This window comes from Butyricicoccus sp. AM78-15b2TA, from assembly GCF_027665985.1.
Classification (GTDB): domain Bacteria; phylum Bacillota; class Clostridia; order Oscillospirales; family Butyricicoccaceae; genus Agathobaculum; species Agathobaculum butyriciproducens.
In genome coordinates this window covers 77,480-96,795 of record NZ_JAQEHY010000010.1, presented here as the reverse complement: position 1 = coordinate 96,795, position 19,316 = coordinate 77,480, and the positions used below count along the sequence as shown (strand labels likewise).

Annotated in this window: 14 protein-coding genes; 1 reads left to right on the top strand and 13 read right to left on the bottom strand. The window is 45.6% G+C overall.

Features of this window, described 5'->3' with window-relative positions:
• From PGS25_RS10420 to galE, 11 genes are all read right to left on the bottom strand, one after another.
• Positions 1-636 carry a D-sedoheptulose-7-phosphate isomerase gene (locus PGS25_RS10420; RefSeq protein ID WP_270418585.1) on the bottom strand — a complete coding sequence of 212 codons (636 nt, stop codon included), beginning with the start codon at positions 634-636 and terminating at the stop codon, positions 1-3.
• A gap of 39 nt (positions 637-675) precedes the next feature.
• Positions 676-1,734, bottom strand: a complete 1,059-nt coding sequence (locus tag PGS25_RS10415) for a GHMP family kinase ATP-binding protein (protein WP_270418583.1) — start codon at positions 1,732-1,734, stop codon at positions 676-678.
• Positions 1,709-5,743, bottom strand: a complete 4,035-nt coding sequence (locus tag PGS25_RS10410; RefSeq protein ID WP_270418582.1) for a glycosyltransferase — start codon at positions 5,741-5,743, stop codon at positions 1,709-1,711. Before PGS25_RS10410 ends, PGS25_RS10415 begins: the two co-directional genes overlap by 26 nt.
• Positions 5,744-5,779: 36 nt before the next feature.
• On the bottom strand, positions 5,780-6,505 hold the full coding sequence (locus PGS25_RS10405; protein WP_270418581.1) for an ABC transporter ATP-binding protein: 726 nt from the start codon (positions 6,503-6,505) through the stop codon (positions 5,780-5,782).
• A 9-nt stretch (positions 6,506-6,514) separates the two neighbouring features.
• The gene (locus PGS25_RS10400; protein WP_270418580.1) at positions 6,515-7,300 is read right to left on the bottom strand and encodes an ABC transporter permease; all 786 of its coding nucleotides are present in this window, start codon (positions 7,298-7,300) and stop codon (positions 6,515-6,517) included.
• The gene (gene rfbD, locus PGS25_RS10395) at positions 7,300-8,151 is read right to left on the bottom strand and encodes a dTDP-4-dehydrorhamnose reductase (protein WP_270418579.1); all 852 of its coding nucleotides are present in this window, start codon (positions 8,149-8,151) and stop codon (positions 7,300-7,302) included. The genes PGS25_RS10400 and rfbD overlap by 1 nt, the downstream gene beginning before the upstream one ends.
• Entirely contained in the window at positions 8,148-9,074 is a 927-nt protein-coding gene (locus PGS25_RS10390) for a glycosyltransferase (RefSeq protein WP_270418578.1), read from the bottom strand. Before PGS25_RS10390 ends, rfbD begins: the two co-directional genes overlap by 4 nt.
• The gene (gene rfbB, locus PGS25_RS10385; RefSeq protein WP_270418577.1) at positions 9,061-10,074 is read right to left on the bottom strand and encodes a dTDP-glucose 4,6-dehydratase; all 1,014 of its coding nucleotides are present in this window, start codon (positions 10,072-10,074) and stop codon (positions 9,061-9,063) included. Before rfbB ends, PGS25_RS10390 begins: the two co-directional genes overlap by 14 nt.
• 1 nt (position 10,075) lies before the next feature.
• The gene (rfbC, locus tag PGS25_RS10380) at positions 10,076-10,630 is read right to left on the bottom strand and encodes a dTDP-4-dehydrorhamnose 3,5-epimerase (RefSeq protein WP_270418576.1); all 555 of its coding nucleotides are present in this window, start codon (positions 10,628-10,630) and stop codon (positions 10,076-10,078) included.
• A gap of 12 nt (positions 10,631-10,642) precedes the next feature.
• Entirely contained in the window at positions 10,643-11,527 is an 885-nt protein-coding gene (rfbA, locus tag PGS25_RS10375) for a glucose-1-phosphate thymidylyltransferase RfbA (protein WP_270418575.1), read from the bottom strand.
• 435 nt (positions 11,528-11,962) lie between these two features.
• Entirely contained in the window at positions 11,963-12,982 is a 1,020-nt protein-coding gene (gene galE / locus PGS25_RS10370) for a UDP-glucose 4-epimerase GalE (RefSeq protein ID WP_270418573.1), read from the bottom strand.
• A gap of 762 nt (positions 12,983-13,744) precedes the next feature.
• Here galE and PGS25_RS10365 point away from each other — a divergent pair.
• Positions 13,745-14,320 (top strand): hypothetical protein, encoded by a 576-nt coding sequence (locus tag PGS25_RS10365; RefSeq protein WP_270418572.1) that lies wholly within the window; start codon positions 13,745-13,747, stop codon positions 14,318-14,320.
• A gap of 981 nt (positions 14,321-15,301) precedes the next feature.
• Here PGS25_RS10365 and PGS25_RS10360 read toward each other — a convergent pair.
• Positions 15,302-17,908, bottom strand: coding sequence for a DNA gyrase C-terminal beta-propeller domain-containing protein (locus PGS25_RS10360; protein ID WP_270418571.1), 2,607 nt, complete (start codon positions 17,906-17,908; stop codon positions 15,302-15,304).
• Between the two features lie 23 nt (positions 17,909-17,931).
• Positions 17,932-19,293, bottom strand: a complete 1,362-nt coding sequence (locus PGS25_RS10355) for a hypothetical protein (protein WP_270418570.1) — start codon at positions 19,291-19,293, stop codon at positions 17,932-17,934.
• Positions 19,294-19,316 lie beyond the last annotated feature (23 nt).

Below are 19,316 nucleotides of genomic sequence, written 5' to 3'. Positions count from 1 at the left end.
TTAGTCCTCACCAAAAAGTTCGTTTTCAACGCAGGCACACAGGCAATGATATACCGGCAAATGGAGCTCCTGAATCTGATATGTAATATCCGCCGGTACGCAGATAGCAATATCGCTTAATGCCTTCAGTTTGCCTCCGTCATTGCCCGTCAGCGCAATCACACGTACCCCTTGAATATGTGCAAGTCTTGCCGCATGGAGAATATTCTCCGAGTTGCCCGATGTACTGATTGCCAACAGATAATCCCCCGGACGACCATAGCTCAATACCTGCTGTGCGAACAGCATTTGTGCTGAAACGTCATTTCCAAATGCCGTCATCAAAGCCGTCTGGCTGACTAAGGAGATTGCTGGCACCGCTCGCTGCAAATTCGCAATCATCACGTCCGCCTGCTCTGGATAAGTTTCTCGGATTTGTCTCTGCTTGTCCGTATCTAAACGGCGATGCAGGCGAAACGCTTTCATAAGTTCTCCGACAATATGTTCGCAATCTGCTGCGCTGCCGCCGTTTCCGCACGCCAGCAGTTTTCCATCCTGCCAGAAGCAGGACACCAATGCTGAGGCTGCCTGTGTGATTTCCGGCATACAGGTTTTTAATGCAGGATACCTTTGCTCTAACTCCTGCAGAATTTTCATTGTCGTTTCTCTCATAAAAGCTGCCTTTCTATTGGGTCATCAATACAGCGTCCATGCCTGCGTACCGCGCTCCGTAAAGCTGGTCAGCATGACAGTTCCCTGCGTTTTCTTTAATTTTTCAACCAAGCTGAAACGCTGAACCGGATCACAGTAAATCATCATAAATCCGCCGCCGCCAGCTCCGCTAATCTTTGCCGCCTTTGCACCGTTATCCATAACGAAACGGTACATCTCATCGATAAACGGATTCGAAATTACAGATGCGGTCTTTTTCTTTGCTTCCCAGCCACGCTGAAGGCATGCTGCAAAGCCGTCGAAATCGCCCTTTAGAATACACTCCTTCATGACATATGCTTCTCGTTTCAGTGTGTGCATTCCCTCAAGAGAATTGCTGTTTTTCTCTTTAGTGCTCTTAATCTGCTCATCAATGATCTTTGCGCTGTCACGCGAAGTGCCCGTATAATACAGAATCAGCGAATTTTCCAGTTCATTTTTGATCCAATTCTTGATACGCAGCGGATTGACGATTACTCGATCATCCTTTTCAAATTCGATAAAATTAAAACCACCAAATGTCGCTGCATACTGATCCTGCTTGCCGCCGGAAAGTCCCAGATCAACACGCTCAATCTGATATGCCAAAGCGGCAATATCATATTCCCCAAGCGGCAGATTCAGCCATTCCATATAGGCCTTGATGATTGCAACCACCATTGTAGAGGACGAACCTAAACCACTTCCTGCCGGTGCATCGGAGTAGGTAGTCATCCTAAATGACAACGGCTTACCGCCGCAGTAATCAGAAACAATGCGGTTATATACTCCGCGATGCAGCACCAGATCTCCCTCTATCGGCAATTCCGCTACCGAATCCGCTTGCACAAGTTCGTTACGATCAGCCGCGTAGAATTCAATTTCCCCGTCTTCTGTTGGCTCAATCGTGCAATACGCATACATATCAATCGTGACATTGAGTACCGTGCCGCCATAGTAATCGCAGTAAGGGGATACGTCCGTACCCCCACCTGCCAATCCGAGCCGAAGCGGTGCCTTAGATCGAATAATCATATCTTTACTCCAAATCAAATTCTGGTCCAATGACCTTTTTCGCATTCTCAAACGAGAAGTTATCTCGGATATATTGGTACGAAGCCTTGCTTCTGCGTACCAGCTCTGCTTCATTCTGGTACAATGCTGCAAGCTGCTCGACAAAATCAGCTGCCTCATCGGCAATGTCCAGAATGGTTTCTGCACCCTTTATGCCTTCCGCGCCCACACTTGTCGTCATTACAGGCGTACCGAAACGCATTGCTTCGATCACCTTGCCCTTGATGCCCGCACCATATCTCAACGGAACAATAGAAATTCGGCAGTTCTGATAATATTCCTGCAATTCTTCATCCGTGACAAAGCCTTTAATCAAGAGATTTTCGGTTGCCAGCTGTTTTACTTCTTCAGGCGGATTAGAACCCAGAATATATACACGAATATCCGGCAGTTTCTTTACCAACGCAGGCATAATTTCATTTGCCAGCCACTTCACTGCATCCACGTTCGGTCGATGGCCAAAGCCTCCGATGAACATCAGATCTTTTCGCTTATCGAAGTGATATTCGCACTCCTCCACATCCGAGAAAAGGTATGCAGGGATCGCCTTCACCTTAGCCTGCGGTGCAATCTCATGGATTGCCTGTTCTTCGACATAGGAAGGATAATACGCCATGTCAGCAGCGAGAATCAACTCCAGCTCCTTCTTCTCCCAATCTGCCGAGGATTGTAACAATGCTGCATCTCCGGTCAACTCATACTCACGTTTTTCACGGAGAAAATGCAGATCATGTCCATAGTAAATAACACGCGCATTCGTGAATTCACGGACTGCATCGATGTATTTCACCGAAATATGCGGCCTATTGAGAAATACATAGCCAATGTCCTTGCCGTTTTCTTTCAGCCAGTCCTTCCAGTGCTTTGCATAATACGGTCCGTAAAGCACTTCAACGCCCATCTGCTGCAACGTATCCGTATACGGCTGATGAGCAAAGAAATTATCACCGATGAATTTTACGCTGAAGCCCTGATTAACAAACAGCTGCAGATACTGATACACCGTACGACTGCCAGCATCCTTATCGTAATGCGGTACGTAATGATCAACCATCAACAGAATTTTCTTATGTACTGAACGTTCACGTGCGCGGAACGGATCAACCGCATTCGGCAAATGATTTTCCTGAAGTTCCCGCTGCCATTTTTCAAGGAACTTTTTCTGATTCGTCACCTGATATGCCTTTTGACCGCTCGTAGTGTCTGTACCGTTAGAAACGCCCTCAAAGTGAACAACAACCGATTTCGGCTGATACATGACTTTACAGCCATGCTTGCGAACCTCGAACGCCAAATCGCTGTCCTCACAGTAAGCCGGTACAAATCGCTCGTCAAAGCCGCCGATTTCTTCCCACAGTGACTTTCTGATCATAATTGCCGCACCGGAAATATAGTCAGCTTCCTTCACATAATTGAATTCCGGTTCATCCGGATTTGCACGATTACCATAATTCCACGCACTGCCGTCCTGCCAGAGAATGCCGCCCGCTTCCTGCAAGCGACCATCTGGATATACCAGCTTAGAGCCGACCATGCCAATGCTGTCATCCCGCTCGATCAACTCAATGAGCGGAGCAAGCCAATCCGCCTGTACCTGCGTATCATTATTCAGAAACAGAATGTACTGTCCTCGCGCCTGTTTAGCCGCATTATTGCAGTTACGCAGGAAACGAAGATTGCTTTCGTTATGAATCGTGTGTACGCCGTGAATGATTTCATCGATTTCCGTTGTCAAATCAGTCGAGCAGTCATCCGCAATGATGATTTCATATGCAACATCGCCGCTGTTCTCCAGAATAGATTTGATACAGAGATACGTATATTCAAACTGGTTATATACCGGAATAACAATGGAAATGACCGGCTTGTCCTGCGCCGGAACATACAGTACTTCATAATCGTCTGCTGTTTTCTGTGCCGTCAAATTCACTTCATTTAGTACCAGTTGTGTCTTCTGAATATTGTTTCCGATCAGGCAATCATCAAGGCGTCGGCTGACACCTTCTGTTCCCTCGCGTCTCAAGGTCATAAAGAATTTATGGATACGTGCCGGCGAGCACTTTCCAATGAAACGAATCGGATGTTTCACAAACTTTACGATGATTTTTCCAAGCATTCTCCGCTTGCTCCCACAAGGGATGAGTGCATCACGAATCTTCCATACATAACCCATGTATCGCCAGGAACGAGAGTTCTTGATGCGTTCCAGTTCACGGTCACTTTCGAGCAACAATTCGATGTGTCCTTGTTTGTTATTGAGCTGTCGAAGCAAAGTACTATTTTCACAATTCCTATCCTGCAGCTCTTGCTGAAGCCGTTGCTCCCTGTTATTATGTACACCAAGCTGCTGTTGCAGATCGCGTTCACTCTGCTCCAATTGAGCAATATGCATATCTTTGTTTGCAAGCTGTGCAGCAACTTTATTCTCATAAAGCAAACGATCCTGATACATCGTCTTATCGAACCATGTACAGTTTTCCGAATCCATTAAACTGTTTAGAAAATCCTTCTCTTGCAGCTCTAGCTGTTGCATCCTTTCTGTCGATAATCCGCAATATTGAAGCACCGCTCGATACAAAGCATTATCTGTACCTGCTGCGTATTTGACGGATCGAAACATGATGAAATCCATCGATACATATTTTGTTTTCCATTCTTGATCGAAAAACAGCAAATCGTTATTCGTCCAGAAGCTGTTTCGAAAAGTTAAATCCGGAAAACCTTCTTCTAGTACTGCCTGTCCGTTTTTCTCAACTATCGAACCGCTTTTCAAAATATATGTCCGAAGTTTCTCAAGCATTTCAAATGCTAAAGAAAAATCTTCATCATTTATTGCCTGTTTAAATACCTTATCTGCCCTAGGTGCATCTACACGAACTGCTTCTGTTTCTCCGTTGCAAATCTTCATTTGTTTTACACATGGGATACCCTTTCCCAGCAGAATTTCTGTATTTTCCACCAAGTCAGCAAGATGCTCATCTGCAAGAGTATTTTCAGACTTTCTCAATACAATATTTTTCTCCAGAATAGTGTCAATACGATATTGTGGTTTATAGTCTCGTTTTAACGTAATGGTATCTCTATTGCATGCTTGCGCAGACGATCCTTCTACCCCAATCTCTATCAAGAACGAATTTGCAAAGAAATCCATGCAATCATTTTGAACGATTTCTGAAAAAATCTTTCTCGGATCAGCTATCAGATACGACTCTTCTGGATAATTGTATTTAACGTCCGCAACCATCTGCTTATCTGTACTTTCATCGCTTAAAATAAGCATTGGAAATTTATAATCTGGCAGCGGATAATAATATTTCAATGCTCGCAAGCCTGTTTGCTCAAACATATTATTTAATTCTGCCTTAGAAAACGTACGTACGCCTGCTGTACCTTGGTAGCGATCTGTAGTACCCTTGCTTTTCTGATAGTTATTAATCGAATCAAACGGAATTCCCGTATGATCTTCGGCTGCACCACACCAATACTTTAATCCAAACTTATTTTCAATTGCCAACAGTACCTTGCCGTTCTCTTTGAGGAAAGGTTTAAGCATATTCAGCATGGATTTCCACGGATGATTTCCCTTTAGCGAAACACCTGCGTATTCTAATACACCAATAAGCAGCACATAATCAAATTTTTCCTCACTGCGGTATTTATCAATGCCTTGCGGTACAACTTCCACATTAGTATATTGCTGACAGCGCAAAGAAATAATCTGTGCTCTTTTTATAGAGGGCTCCAATGCAACAACCTGTCTGCACATTTGAGCTAGCTGCACTGTCAACGCGCCCATACCAGCACCAATTTCTAAAACACGATCATTCGATAAAAACGGATACCATGAAATCAAATTGCTTCGCGCGCTGGTAAAGTTATGAAATACCGTCCCCTCCGGAAGATCCTGGATAATATTAGTCGTATTTCCATCATGTTCAGATAGATATCGAGCAATTTTATTCTCAATATCACCGTCCGAATATTTTCTTTCATCACTCATAAGTCGATCCCCCATAGTGAAATCAAACGATTACTATCAATTCTGCGTCTGCTCATATGCATCGCACACTTCCTGTGTCGGTCCGTCCATAATGACCTTTCCATGCTCCAGCCAGATAACACGATTACAGAGATCACGAATCTGCTTCAGCGCATGCGAAACCATGAGAACCGTAGTACCGCCGCTCATCAGCTCGCGCATACGTTTTTCACTTTTCTTCTGGAAATGTCCATCACCAACGGACAAAATCTCGTCAACGATCAGTACTTCCGGTTCTACTAGTGTTGCAATAGAGAACGCCAGACGCATCATCATACCGGAGGAAAACGTACGAACCGGCTGATCGATAAAGTCTTTTAGCTCTGAAAATTCAATAATATCGTCATATTTCTCCTCGAGGAATTTCTTCGAATAGCCTAAAATTGCGCCATTCAGAAAGATGTTCTCCTTAGCGGTTAGATCTTGGTCAAAGCCTGCACCAAGCTCCAGCATCGGGGCAATATTTCCATTGATTTGAACATGGCCCGATGTCGGTGTCAGTACGCCTGCGATGACCTTCAAAAGTGTTGACTTGCCCGCACCATTGCGTCCTACAATGCCGCACACTTCTCCTCGGTTGATATGCAGATTCACTTGGTTCAGCGCACAAAATTCTTTATACGAAATCTTGCCGCGCAGAACATTGACCAGATATTCTTTAATACTTTTAATATTCTCCTGCTGAATACGATAATTCATCGTTACATTATCTACGTAAATCATCACATAACCTCAAATATTCAGAATAAAGTTTTTCTTTGCCTTCTGGAAAATTGCCCAGCCGATACCCAAGGTACCAAAAGCAAAAAGCAGGCAAACCAAATGTGCACGAAGCGTCGGAAGCGAAGCATCCAAAATGATATTACGCACATAACGAATGAAGTGAAACATCGGATTACACTTGATAATCGGCAGAAAACGTGCTGGCACGATGTCGATCGGATAGAACAGCGGCGTCAGATACATCCACAGAACCGTTACAATGCCGTACAAAAACTGCGTATCGCGGAAATATACCATCATCGAGGCCAGAATCAGTCCGATGCCAATCGCAAATGCAATCAGACACACATATCCAAACGGCATCAGCAAATGATAGATATTCAGCGGTACCCCTTGGATAAGCAGAATTGCATACAATGCTAAAGTCGAAAAGCCTAGGTTAATACACGACGAAAGCACTTTAGAAACCGGGAAGATATAAGTCGGCACATATACCTTTGTGATCAGTGACGCGCTGCCGGTAATAGAAACCAGTGCCTGTCCCGTCGACTCCGTAAAGAAGTTAAACATTACCGTACCAATCAGCAGATATACGGCAAAGTTATCAATATCCCAACGGAACAATTCCGAAAAAACAATATACTGTACTCCCATCGTCAGCAACGGATTCAGCATGCTCCACAGCACACCAAGTACACTGCGTTTATATTTTGTCTTAAAATCTCGACTTACCAATTGTGTGAGCAGAAACCAGTATTTCTGATAAGCTGCTCGAGCTTTTTTAATAAGATGCATTACTTCAAAATCTCCAGTTCCTTCAAATATCTTTCCAGCGCGTCCTTCCAGTGCGGCAGACGCGAGAATCCCATCTGCTCCAGCTTATTCTTGCTCATACGCGAATTGAGCGGACGCACCGCACGGGTCGGGTACTCGCTGGTCGAGATGTGATTTACCTTAACCTTCTTGCCAGCCAGTTCAAAAATCGCCTCTGCGAAATCCGCCCACGAACAGATACCCTCGTTGGTTGCATGGTACGTTCCGTACTTTTCGGTCACGATCATGTCGCACAGCAGCGGCGCCAAATCCGCTGTGTACGTCGGGCTGCCAATCTGGTCGCAGACTACATTCAGCTTGTCGTGCGTCTCCGCAAGACGCAGCATGGTCTTGACAAAATTGTTGCCGTTCTTGCCGAACACCCACGAAATACGGACGATAAAATAGTTATCCAGCTGCTCCTTGACAGCCAGTTCGCCGCCAAGCTTAGTCGCACCGTAAGCGCCGAGCGGGCCGGTCGGATCGTCCGGCTCATAGAACCGTTCACCTGTACCAGGGAACACGTAATCGGTCGAGATGTACAGCATTTTCGCGCCGGTCTCCTTGCAGACCTTCGCAATATTACGTGGGCCTTCGGTGTTGACCGCACGAACCTTGTCCAACTCGTCCTCCGCCTTGTCCACGGCCGTCCACGCCGAACAGTGAATAACCGCATCCGGACGGTATGCGGCAATGTAATCATGCGTTGACTGTGCGTCCGTGATGTCAAAATCCGCCAGATCAACGCCCTTGTTTTCGATTTTGCGCGCGTCCAGAACCTTGCATACATCGTATCCAAGCTGTCCGCCGACTCCGGTAACTAAAATTTTCATTTTCTGATCCTCGATATGATTGCCTGAAACAATTTCTCCGGCAACAGATTCATGATGATTTCAAATCCAGCTTCTTTCGGGCTGAACTTTCTACCTTTCCAAATGCCCAGAACCTGATTTTCAATGCGGGCCTGCACAAAATCCTGTAAATTCTGCTGTACATCTATGCGCTCTTTCAGCATATTCAAACGTTCCTTCAGCGGCAGTATCCGTTTTACACAATAGCTTTCTTTATCTGTTACGCCACTCAAAATACCCGTTTGATTGCGCGAATGCTGACGGTATTTCAGCATTGCTTTATCTACAAATGCAATACTGCCGCTGTATGCCGCCCAGATTGCAAGCCAATGGTCTGCCACTGTCTGCTTGGGAAACGGCACTGCCTGCTTTGCAATATCTGCCCGCATCAGCATAGAACACCCTGCCGTGCAGTTTCTAAAAAAATACGACTTCATCAGCGCAGAACCTGTTAAATACTCTAACCGTGGTCTGATTTGCCTTAATGAAGTCGCAATCACATCACTTTTTGCATCAATAACTGCCATATCGCAATAGCTCATTACTGCATTTTGTGATAAAACAGCTTGATACAGCGTTTCTATTTTTTCGCTCAGCCAGACATCATCCTGATCGCAGTACGCGATGTACTCACCGCGCGCCTGCTGCGTCAGCCACTCAAACGTCTGGTTAGAGCCAACATTGCGCTCGTTGCGCGAGATTTCATATGGAAACGACCGAATACACGTCGCCGCGCACTCGCAAATCTGCTCAAACGGCACAGTCGGCGAACAATCGTCGCGGATAATCAGCTCCAGATTGGGATAGGTCTGTGCCTCCAGACTCAAAAGCTGCTCCTTTAACCACTGCATATTCGGTTCATAAACCGCCATCACGATGGTGATAAGCGGCTTATCGATTTCCATACATTCGTTCATAATACTTCTGATATTCTCCGGAAATAATGTTTTTCCACCACGATTTGTTGTCCAGATACCACTGAATAGTTTTTTGAATACCGTCCTCAAACTTCGTCTGCGGCAGCCAGCCCAGCTCGTTGTGAATCTTGGTCGGGTCGATCGCGTAGCGACGGTCGTGGCCTGCACGGTCGCGCACAAACTTGATCTCGCCCTTGCCGAGCGCCGCAATAATCAGCTGAACGACCTCGAGATTGGTCTTTTCGTTGTGGCCGCCGACATTGTAAACCTCGCCGACGCGACCGTTGCGAATGATAAGGTCGATGGCACGGCAGTGGTCCTCCACGTACAGCCAGTCGCGAACGTTCTTGCCGTCACCGTAGACCGGCAGCGGCTTGTCGTTCAACACGTTCGCGATCATGAGCGGAATCAGCTTCTCCGGGAAATGATACGGGCCGTAGTTGTTCGAACAGCGCGAAATCGTCACCGGCACGCCGAACGTGCGGTGGTACGCCTGCACGAGCAGGTCAGCGCTTGCCTTGCTCGCCGAGTACGGGCTGGAGGTGTGAATCGGGGTTTCCTCGGTGAAAAACAGATCGGGACGGTCAAGCGGCAGATCGCCGTAAACCTCGTCAGTCGAAACCTGATGATACCGCTGAATGCCGTACTTACGGCACGCGTCGAGCAGCACCTGCGTGCCCATGACGTTGGTCTGCAGGAAAATGGACGGATTTTCAATCGAGCGGTCAACGTGGCTCTCCGCTGCAAAGTTGACAACGACTTCTGGCTTTTCCTGTTCGAAAATATTGTAAATTGCCTCGCGGTCGGCAATATCCGCCTTGATAAACTTGAAATGTGGATTGTCCATCACCGGCGCAAGCGTCTCCATGTTGCCTGCGTACGTCAGCGCGTCCACGCACAGAATATCGTCCTGCGGGTGCTCTTTGAGCATAAAATGCACAAAATTGCCGCCAATAAATCCGGCACCGCCGGTTACTAAAATCTTCATATTACCAGTCCTCAAATCCAGTCACAGCGTCCTTCAAAAACGGTGATTTCGTATCCTTTTCGGACAGAACTGGGTCGGTTACGCCCCAGTCAATGCCAAGCTCCGGGTCGTTCCAGCGAATGCCGCCGTCCGCCTCGGGCGCGTAGTAATTGTCCGCCTTATACAAAAATTCCACATGATCGGTCAGCGTCACAAAGCCGTGGCCGAAACCGCGCGGAATCATCAGCTGGCGCTTATTCTCCTCGCTCAGCTCAACCGCGACCCACTGCTTGTAGGTCGGGCTGGACGGACGCAGGTCAACAGCAACATCAAGCACTGCACCACGTGCACAGCGCACGAGCTTTGCTTGTGCCTTGTCGCCGCGCTGGAAATGAATACCGCGCAGCGTGCCCTTCACGGTTGAGGACGAGTGGTTGTCCTGCACGAAATCGTAGTACAGACCGGCCTCCTCAAATGTGCGCTTGGACCAGCTTTCCATAAAAAATCCGCGATGATCGCCGAACACCTTAGGTTCCACGATGACAACGCCGTCAATTTTCGTTTTGATAATCTCCATGCCCTTACCTTCTTAATATCGAATTTTTCCGTCTGCTACGCGGTGTAAATGATCACCGTACGGAGATTTTCCGTATGTATCCGCCGATTTGAGCAGTTCCTCGCGCGTAATCCAGCCGTGGCGATATGCGATTTCCTCGGGTGCGGAAATCATGATGCCCTGTCTTTGCTCGATAACCTGCACAAACTCCGCTGCCTCAACGAGCGTGTCCATCGTGCCGGTGTCCAGCCATGCGTAGCCGCGGCCGAGAAGCTGTACATTGAGTGTGCCGTCCTCGAGGTACATGCGGTTGAGGTCGGTAATTTCCAGCTCGCCGCGTGCAGACGGCTTGACCTGCTTTGCCAGCTCCACAACGCGCTTGTCATAGAAGTACAGGCCAGTGATTGCGTAGTTGGATTTCGGCTGCTTGGGCTTTTCTTCGACAGAAATCACGTGGCCTGCCTCATCAAATTCCACGATACCAAAGCGCTCCGGGTCGTTGACGTAGTAACCAAACACGGTCGCCCGACCATTCTGTGCTGCCTCTGCAGCGGCTTTCAAGCGCTCACTCAGACCTGCACCATAGAAAATATTGTCGCCGAGCACCATCGCGCACGGCTCATTACCAATAAACTCCTCGCCAAGCGTGAACGCCTGCGCAAGGCCATCCGGAGATGGCTGCACCTTATACGACAGGTTGATGCCGTAATGACTGCCGTCACCGAGCAGACGTTCGAAATTTGGCAGATCCGTCGGTGTCGAGATGATTAGTATATCCCGAATTCCAGCCAGCATCAGCGTGGAAAGCGGATAATAAATCATCGGCTTATCGTAAATCGGCAAAAGCTGCTTGCTCGTTACCATGGTCAGCGGATACAGTCTCGTACCGCTACCGCCTGCTAAAATAATGCCTTTCATCTATGTATCCTCAATTTTGATATTTAGTGTCTTAAGATATCTTTCTTTATCTACTTCTTGAACATCTATACACTGCGTCAAGACACCCATTATTTTCTCTAAGTAACACTTTCATGCACTCTCAATGTTATTGAATATTTTTCCAAGCGTCACTATGTTTCATGCGCATATAACTAATATACTCAACTTTGGGCTACTTTTATAGAACCAAATTTATTATATCAAATCTGCCTTTAAACAACAATACTTTCAGGGAGATATTCAAACGTTATTTTTGAAACATCTGACATTTTTCTCTTCAATCCATTTCCTAAATCATGATTTATAATACCCAAAACACAATAACTAACCCCTAACACATCTCAAGCCTTTGGTGAAAAACGCCAGTTAATAACACTAAATATCAATAGCTATCATTCGTTCTCGATTCCTTCATTACTTATTCTTATATCCCTTCGGGTTTCCGCTTTGCCAGCACCAGGTATCTCTGCACATCGCCGTCAAATCGCGTTCCGCCTTCCAGCCGAGCGCCTGTGCGGCCTTATCGGCATTTGCCCAAAACTCCGGCAAATCGCCTGCACGGCGATCACCGAATTCATACTTGATTGCAACACCAGTTGCGTTCTCAAATGCATGCACGATCTCAAGCACGCTATACGGCGTGCCGGTGCCGAGGTTGAATACCTCAACACCCTTGTGCTGTGAGGCGTACTCAACCGCCTTCACATGGCCGTCTGCAAGGTCCATCACATGGACGTAGTCGCGGCGGCAGGTGCCATCCGGTGTCGGATAATCGCTGCCGAAAATAGTGAGATGATCGCGTCGGCCGACTGCCACCTGCGCGATATACGGCATGAGGTTATTCGGAATACCCTGCGGATCCTCACCGATACGACCGGATTCGTGTGCACCGATTGGGTTGAAATAGCGCAGTAGCACAACTGTCAATTCCGGGTCAGCCTTTGCCGTATCTTCGAGAATCTCTTCCATCATGATCTTGGTCCAACCGTATGGATTAGAACAACTGCCACGTTTCATCGTCTCAATGTACGGAATCGCATTCTCCTCGCCATAAACTGTCGCTGAGGACGAGAAAACAAACTGCTTGACACCTGCCTCCCGCATGCACTCGAGCAGCGTCAGCGTGGTGTCGATGTTGTTGCGATAGTACTTCAGCGGCTGCTGCATCGACTCGCCGACTGCCTTCAGACCGGCAAAGTGAATCACGCAGTCAATTTTGTTCTCTGCGAAAATCTGCTGTACCTTAAATTTATCCTTTACATCAGCCTCGTAGGCGTGAACCTGCTTTCCAGTGATTTCTTCTATACGATTGATGACTTCCGGACAGCTATTACTGTAATCATCCACGATTACTACGTCATATCCATTCATCAAAAGCTGTACAGTTGTGTGTGATCCAATATAGCCCGCTCCGCCTGCTAATAGAACTGTCATCCTATATCCTCCCCTTTATAAGCATCACAAATAATATTTTCAATCTTCTTTCCTCTTTATCAACCCTTTTCTCCGTCATCAACTCTAACAGAATATCCGTTCTTTCATTAAATCCATATTAAGACTATTAATCATTTCGTTATCTCCTTATTTTCCTCTGCCACATAGATTACTTACTTTACTCTCCATTCAAAAAATTTATTACATCATAATCTCAAAATCTTTTAATATTTTACTACAAAAACATGTTTACTCCAATATGCAGAAAGTCATTTCATCCACTGCTTATCTTAAATATAGTCCAATTGATTCTTAAGACGAATATGATATAATATATTAGGTGGATAAAGACAAATATAAATACCCCGAATTTATAAATTTAATTCTTTGTTTAATGGCAAGTGATACTCGTGAATATGTGTAACCTACTGTTGCAATAATGGTTATTATATCGGAATTTAAGCTCCAACTACACTCCAGATATTATACTTGCTTGCAAATATAATATGAAAAATATATAATAATAAATCATTACATGTTAATTTGACATTCTGTCATATTGTCGATATACTTCAATGTAGTGATTGGCATAAGTTGGTGACGAATTGAATAAGACAGAAATAAGTAAAAAAATAAAAAAAAATACTGCAGAAACATGGTTGGTACTGTGTTCTTCTAATTGGAAGTACGATTTATACCTTTATATACCGAGCTGATATATATCAATTAACAGAACTAAATACTCACAATCTCGTTTTTATTTTGTGGCTAGTTCTTTTAGGTTTACCTCTCTTTTCCACAATTGAGATTGGGAATATTAGAATCCAAAAAGAGGTTGAACAAACTCGGGCAGAAGTGAAAGAATCTATTGGAGAATTAAGACTTCAAATACTAGACTTAAAAATTGCCAACTCCAACTACAATACTCTTGTTGTTAATAACCAACCTCTACCATCTAAAGATGAATTGTCTCAGTTGCAAAACAATATTCCATCCAGCAATTCCCAAACCCGTTCTGAAACCACCAATTTTAACATTTCTGATAATAATATTTATTTATTCAAAGTTAGGTTTTCTCTTGAAAATCAGCTATCCTCATTATGCAACACATACCAATATACCGGTCGTAAATCCATGTATTCAATGACACAATTCTTAGTTAGACAAGAAATAATTGACATGAGTACCGCTAATCTAATCCGCGAAATAATTAATATTGCTAATCGTGGTGTTCACGGAGAAATAATTGACGATGATTATATTCAATTTGTAAATAACGCCTATCCAACCATCGAGCATACATTAAATACAGCAAACAATTTTTGTAACAAAAAATGAAATTTATTCAGAATAATCCTCTATATGACCTAAATATTAAATAATTACATAAATGGCAGCGAGAGTCCCATTTGAACAGAGTTTTAGTTCCATCTTATCGCGGGAGCATATTAGAATCGCCTAATAAATGTTGTTACAGTAATGGCTGTGGCAACATTTATTAGGCGATTCTGAAATAACATAATATCTTCTTTCGTATTTTATTCATCAATGCTAAATCTACTGTCACTTATTATATATAACCATTAAATGCGCACAAGAGAAAAGAGCTCATTCACTGAGTAGGTCTTTTTTATGAGGCTCAACTGCCCTGAAAATCTAACTTCTGATTTCAGTTTCAAATCTTTTTTCTTGGCAACCCAAAGATGTACATATTCTGCACAGGTGCGCACACTACTCACATCATACCATTCGTAAAGTGTTAGCGCTAGCAAGCGCTAATATCTCCCTATCCTCTTGGCAAGGACATTACCAACGCCGAGCTAGAGCGAATTCTTTTTCTAAACAAGTACCAGAAAATCAGCACTTACGTTGAGCCGGATTATCCGTACATCCATCGCGAACTTGCGTTACGCTGACTCTTCTTTGGGAAGAATACTGCCGTAAATGCTACCGCATCACCTAGGCAACCATGTATTCAGCACAAGCCAGGAGATGCAATCCAGGTGGACTGGGCCAGGAATATCCGCATATGACTAGATTATTGGTACATAGAGCATGGTCTATCTACTCATTGCTTCACTTCCGTGCAACTGTTATATCTATACAAAATTATCCGAATTGTAACGCAGATAATCTGAAGTTAAATGCTTTTCTCCCCCTATCTGTGCATGTTTACTAATAAACAGACGGGAAGCATTTTATTATATAAATTATCGCCAACCATGCTGAAAACGCTCCAAACAATACAATAATACACACAAATCAGCGTTTAAAAGCATTGCCTATACCGTATAAAGATATAACTCAAGATGCAATCTTCTACACTTCAATCGCCTTTCTTTTAACGATACTCACCTCAACCGCACCCACAATATCATGATTTGTAACCCACCAGTGTCCCGTCGTACCTCTGTTTTGTGGAGTTATTTCACTCAAGTCATGACAGTGCGCCTTGCCCTGCTTCGTTACCAGCAGTACACCTGTTTCCGCATATAACGCATCTATGACATCGCCGCCATGCCCCCATTGTATCAGCTGTACACCCTCACCCAGTCCCAGCTTTGGCTCAATCATACGCTTTTCCGCTGTGTCTGGCGACAGTACAAGTCCTCTGCCTTTCTCTGTCACAATAATCAGATTATGCTCTGGTCGGTAAACCACGAGCTGACAAAGTGAATCTCCTGTCTTCAGCTTCATGCCAGAAACCAATCCGATACCCAGATTTTTGTACTCATGCATCGCCTGAACAGACACGCGCAACGCCTTTCCTTGACGGCTGACAAACAGCAACTCCTCTTCCGCTGTGCTGCAACACGCTGTGACAATCTTCTCCCCGTCTGTACGTACAATCTGCATACCATCTGGCATAATACGTATTTGGTCCAACGGCAGCCGCACCTGACTGCCGCTTTGCGTTGCACAGACCAGCGAAGTATCCTCTGGATCACATTCTATTAGCACACCATCTTTAATCAATGTTTCATGACACTTTTGCCATCTTCCACTCTTGCAGAAATCATCCACTGTCAGTGAAGCTGGCAGATACCATGCCTGGCCATTCGGACTGACCAAAATCTTATCAACGGATTGTCGGAAAACTACTATCCGCTTCACTTGAAGTTTCTTACCCAATCCCATCGAACAAACGCCTGATTTACAAATCCAACGATTTTCCGACACTTTAACCAGCCTGCCGCTGGATAACACAGCTATCAGTTTTTCTTCACAGATGCCCTCTTTCTCCTCCAGCTTTGACTTCTTCTTTGACGATTCATCCTGTTGGCTGCATGGATACGGCTTTCCCTCTGCATCCACGACCTCTGGCAGCCACTCGCGCTCTAAATCCTCCACTTCCGGCATACTATCCACAAGCTCCGGACTCTCAAAAAGGCCGACTGGTGTATAGACAGACCGGCACTTCTCCGCCATATCCGCCGCAAGATGTGTTTCCTCACGCATTGCTGCCGTACATCCCAGTTCCCTCGGCCGTTTAAACGAACTACATGTATGCAGGATTGTCTGCTCTGTCAGTAACTCCGCTGCGCCCTCGATTTCGACTCTCAGCTTGTCATTTGGCTCTATCGTTTCCGTATAAAGCTCATACTCTGCATTCTCCGCCACCGTCAGTTCAACCGGACCGTCATACACTTTCGACATACCCTTTTCCAGAATATCCTGCTCCATCCCGATCTTACCACAGATATACATATAAATCGGCCGCTGCATCATGACATGAAGCAATCTGCGTTGTCCATCTGCATTGGCGAAGTCAAACACCTCGGTTCCATCATTCTCCTGCGTGTGACCCATTAGCGCCGAAATTTCGTCACGAGAAGCATCCGTGGTATCATACTCGGTCGCTGCCTGATGACGCAGAATATATGCTGTAACGGACTGTTCATACTCTTTCCCGTATGTTTCATCAACCGTTAACAGTGCATCCGCTTCCTCAAAAAAATCTTCCTCTACACCAGCATCGCAGCAGATATTTTTAAACATCTGATTCATTTCTCTCGTTGTGCAGCGTTTCCAATACGTTTGACCTTGGCAGCCAAGCGGCCATCTATCTACCTCTTCATCTGATGTACCTCCATGCTTATGGTAGTACACAAGCGCTTTCTGCCTGCGCTCCATAAGAAAATCGTGAAACTCTTTTACAAGCGGCAGCAAGCGATATGAATTTGATGTTTTTCCGCCCACTTGAACGTCACGCGAACTCTGCTTTTCCACATATCTGCGCTCAATTGCATACAGCTCCTCATCCATCCGCCGAATATCACCATATGACAGACCGGCAGCCTCTGAGGTGCGAAGACCAAGCAACAGCATTGCAAGCAGTGCAACACATTCTCCAAAGCGATCTGCACGGCTTACCATCTCTTCATAAATGCGAATTACCACGCTGATGGGAAGCGATTTAGGGCGTTTCAGCAGCTTGTGTGCAAGATTGAACAAATGCTTCTGCCCCTCAGCGGTGCGCGCAAAACCATTTTTGCAAAGTTCCACATCAGCATTTCCCCAGAAACGCATCTGGGACAGGTCATGCTGATATGCCTGCTCAACAATGCAGGAAAAAATTTTCTTCGCGTTTTGCTCAATGATCCTGTCACCCAGACCAAACTGTCCTCTTTCCATCCACAGTTTTTCTGCCAGTTCTTCATTGAGATCTGCATACGGTATCCCCCGAAAAATCGGTGCAACAGACCGCCAGAATTCTCTGTCATACGCTATGCACGTGCTCTTGGCCCAGTGACGGTCATTCTGCATATCCAGCAAAAATTGTTCGTAAACACCCTCCAGTGCTAACTCGCCTTCTGCTGTCACCGGCTGATACTTATAATCGCTCCGATCACACTTACACGGAACTTTAAACTTATCCAAATTTTGTCCCGTTACTTTTCTTGGGCTATGAAAAAAATTCCCCATTTCTTCTCCTTGTTTTCCTATACTTATAAAAGCACTGCAAGACGAATCTGAGATTTTGCTGTAAAACGTATTTTGGCACCGCGCTTCAGCTTCAACCGTATGTGCAGCTGAGCGTTTTCTGGCTGGCGACCGCTCTGTAAGAGCTTATGACACCGCTCAAGCCGTGCCCGTGTAGCCAGCAGTGCGATGCGCGATGAGTAATCGACATACCATTCTTCATAGGTGCTCTCCGCTTTCAAGCCAAAAATTCGCATCATCCGTGATGCTGTCATACCGCAGACATCCCGACAATATCCACGCACACTGCTTTGCACGACATCACTTCTGGAGGACAGCTTTGCATACTCAGGCACTACCTCTGCCAGCACTTTGTCCTCAAAACGTCTATACTTTGCTGGCTCCAACCGTCGTCCGTCCTCATCGACCAGCAGAGGTTCATCACCCTTGAAATCTGTGCATCCTGGACGCCTTAATAGCGGCTTCAGGGCGGTCTGTGCGAGCTGGGTGCAAGGGACACGGCGCCTCGCATTTTCACCCCATTTGTACATCGTCCACTCCACTTTCGCCTTTTTCTCGCGCTTTTTGCTGATAGAACGACGAATTTCAAGAAAAATCAAATCAGGGACTGCTCTCACATCTGCCACATTAAGTGCGCACAGCTCACCTACCGCTACGCACGTTGTTTGTGCAAGCAAAACCGCTGCGTAACGTAAATCCTCCCTTTGGCGCTCCTGACATATCGCAACCAGTCGTTGCATCTCTGCAATGCATAGTCTTCTCTGCACCAGATTTTTGGATGCTTTTGTACTTTCCGGTATCTTGAAGCGATATAAATGAACCAATGGATTTTGCTCCCAGACACCACAGCGAACAGCGAAATCATAGAGGTTTTCTACCATACGGCCTAAAATATTTCGCTCTTTTGCTGTTTTTGATACTGCTTTCAGCAGCTGTACAGTGGTTTGTGCGTCCCCAAGGTCAGTTAGCAGTGGAAATTTCTCTAACGCATTTCGTAAGAGCTGTTTTCGTGCTCCGTCAGTATCTCTGCCATACATCTTTCCGCGTTCATCTTCCGGCATGAGCAGCAATAGAAGAATTGGCGTTGCTTCCGGCAGAAGTCTTTTCCGCATCCAGTCAGTGATTTCATCGCGATACCTTACAATAAGTGCTTCCATCGCTGTATGAGCCTTTTCGAGATGCTCTGTATCACCATAAGGCCGCGCACTCGGACGACTTCCATCCTTCGATTTGAAAGGCGTGCCATCCGGCTCTCGAAGGCTGATATAAAGCTGTGGCCGAATGACTCCCGCCTGTTTTATCTCGCTTACATAAAAGTCAATGCCATATCGCTTTATATGCGAGCCTTTGTTCTTTCGCTTTTTCAAATATTTCCTTTCTCATATTCACC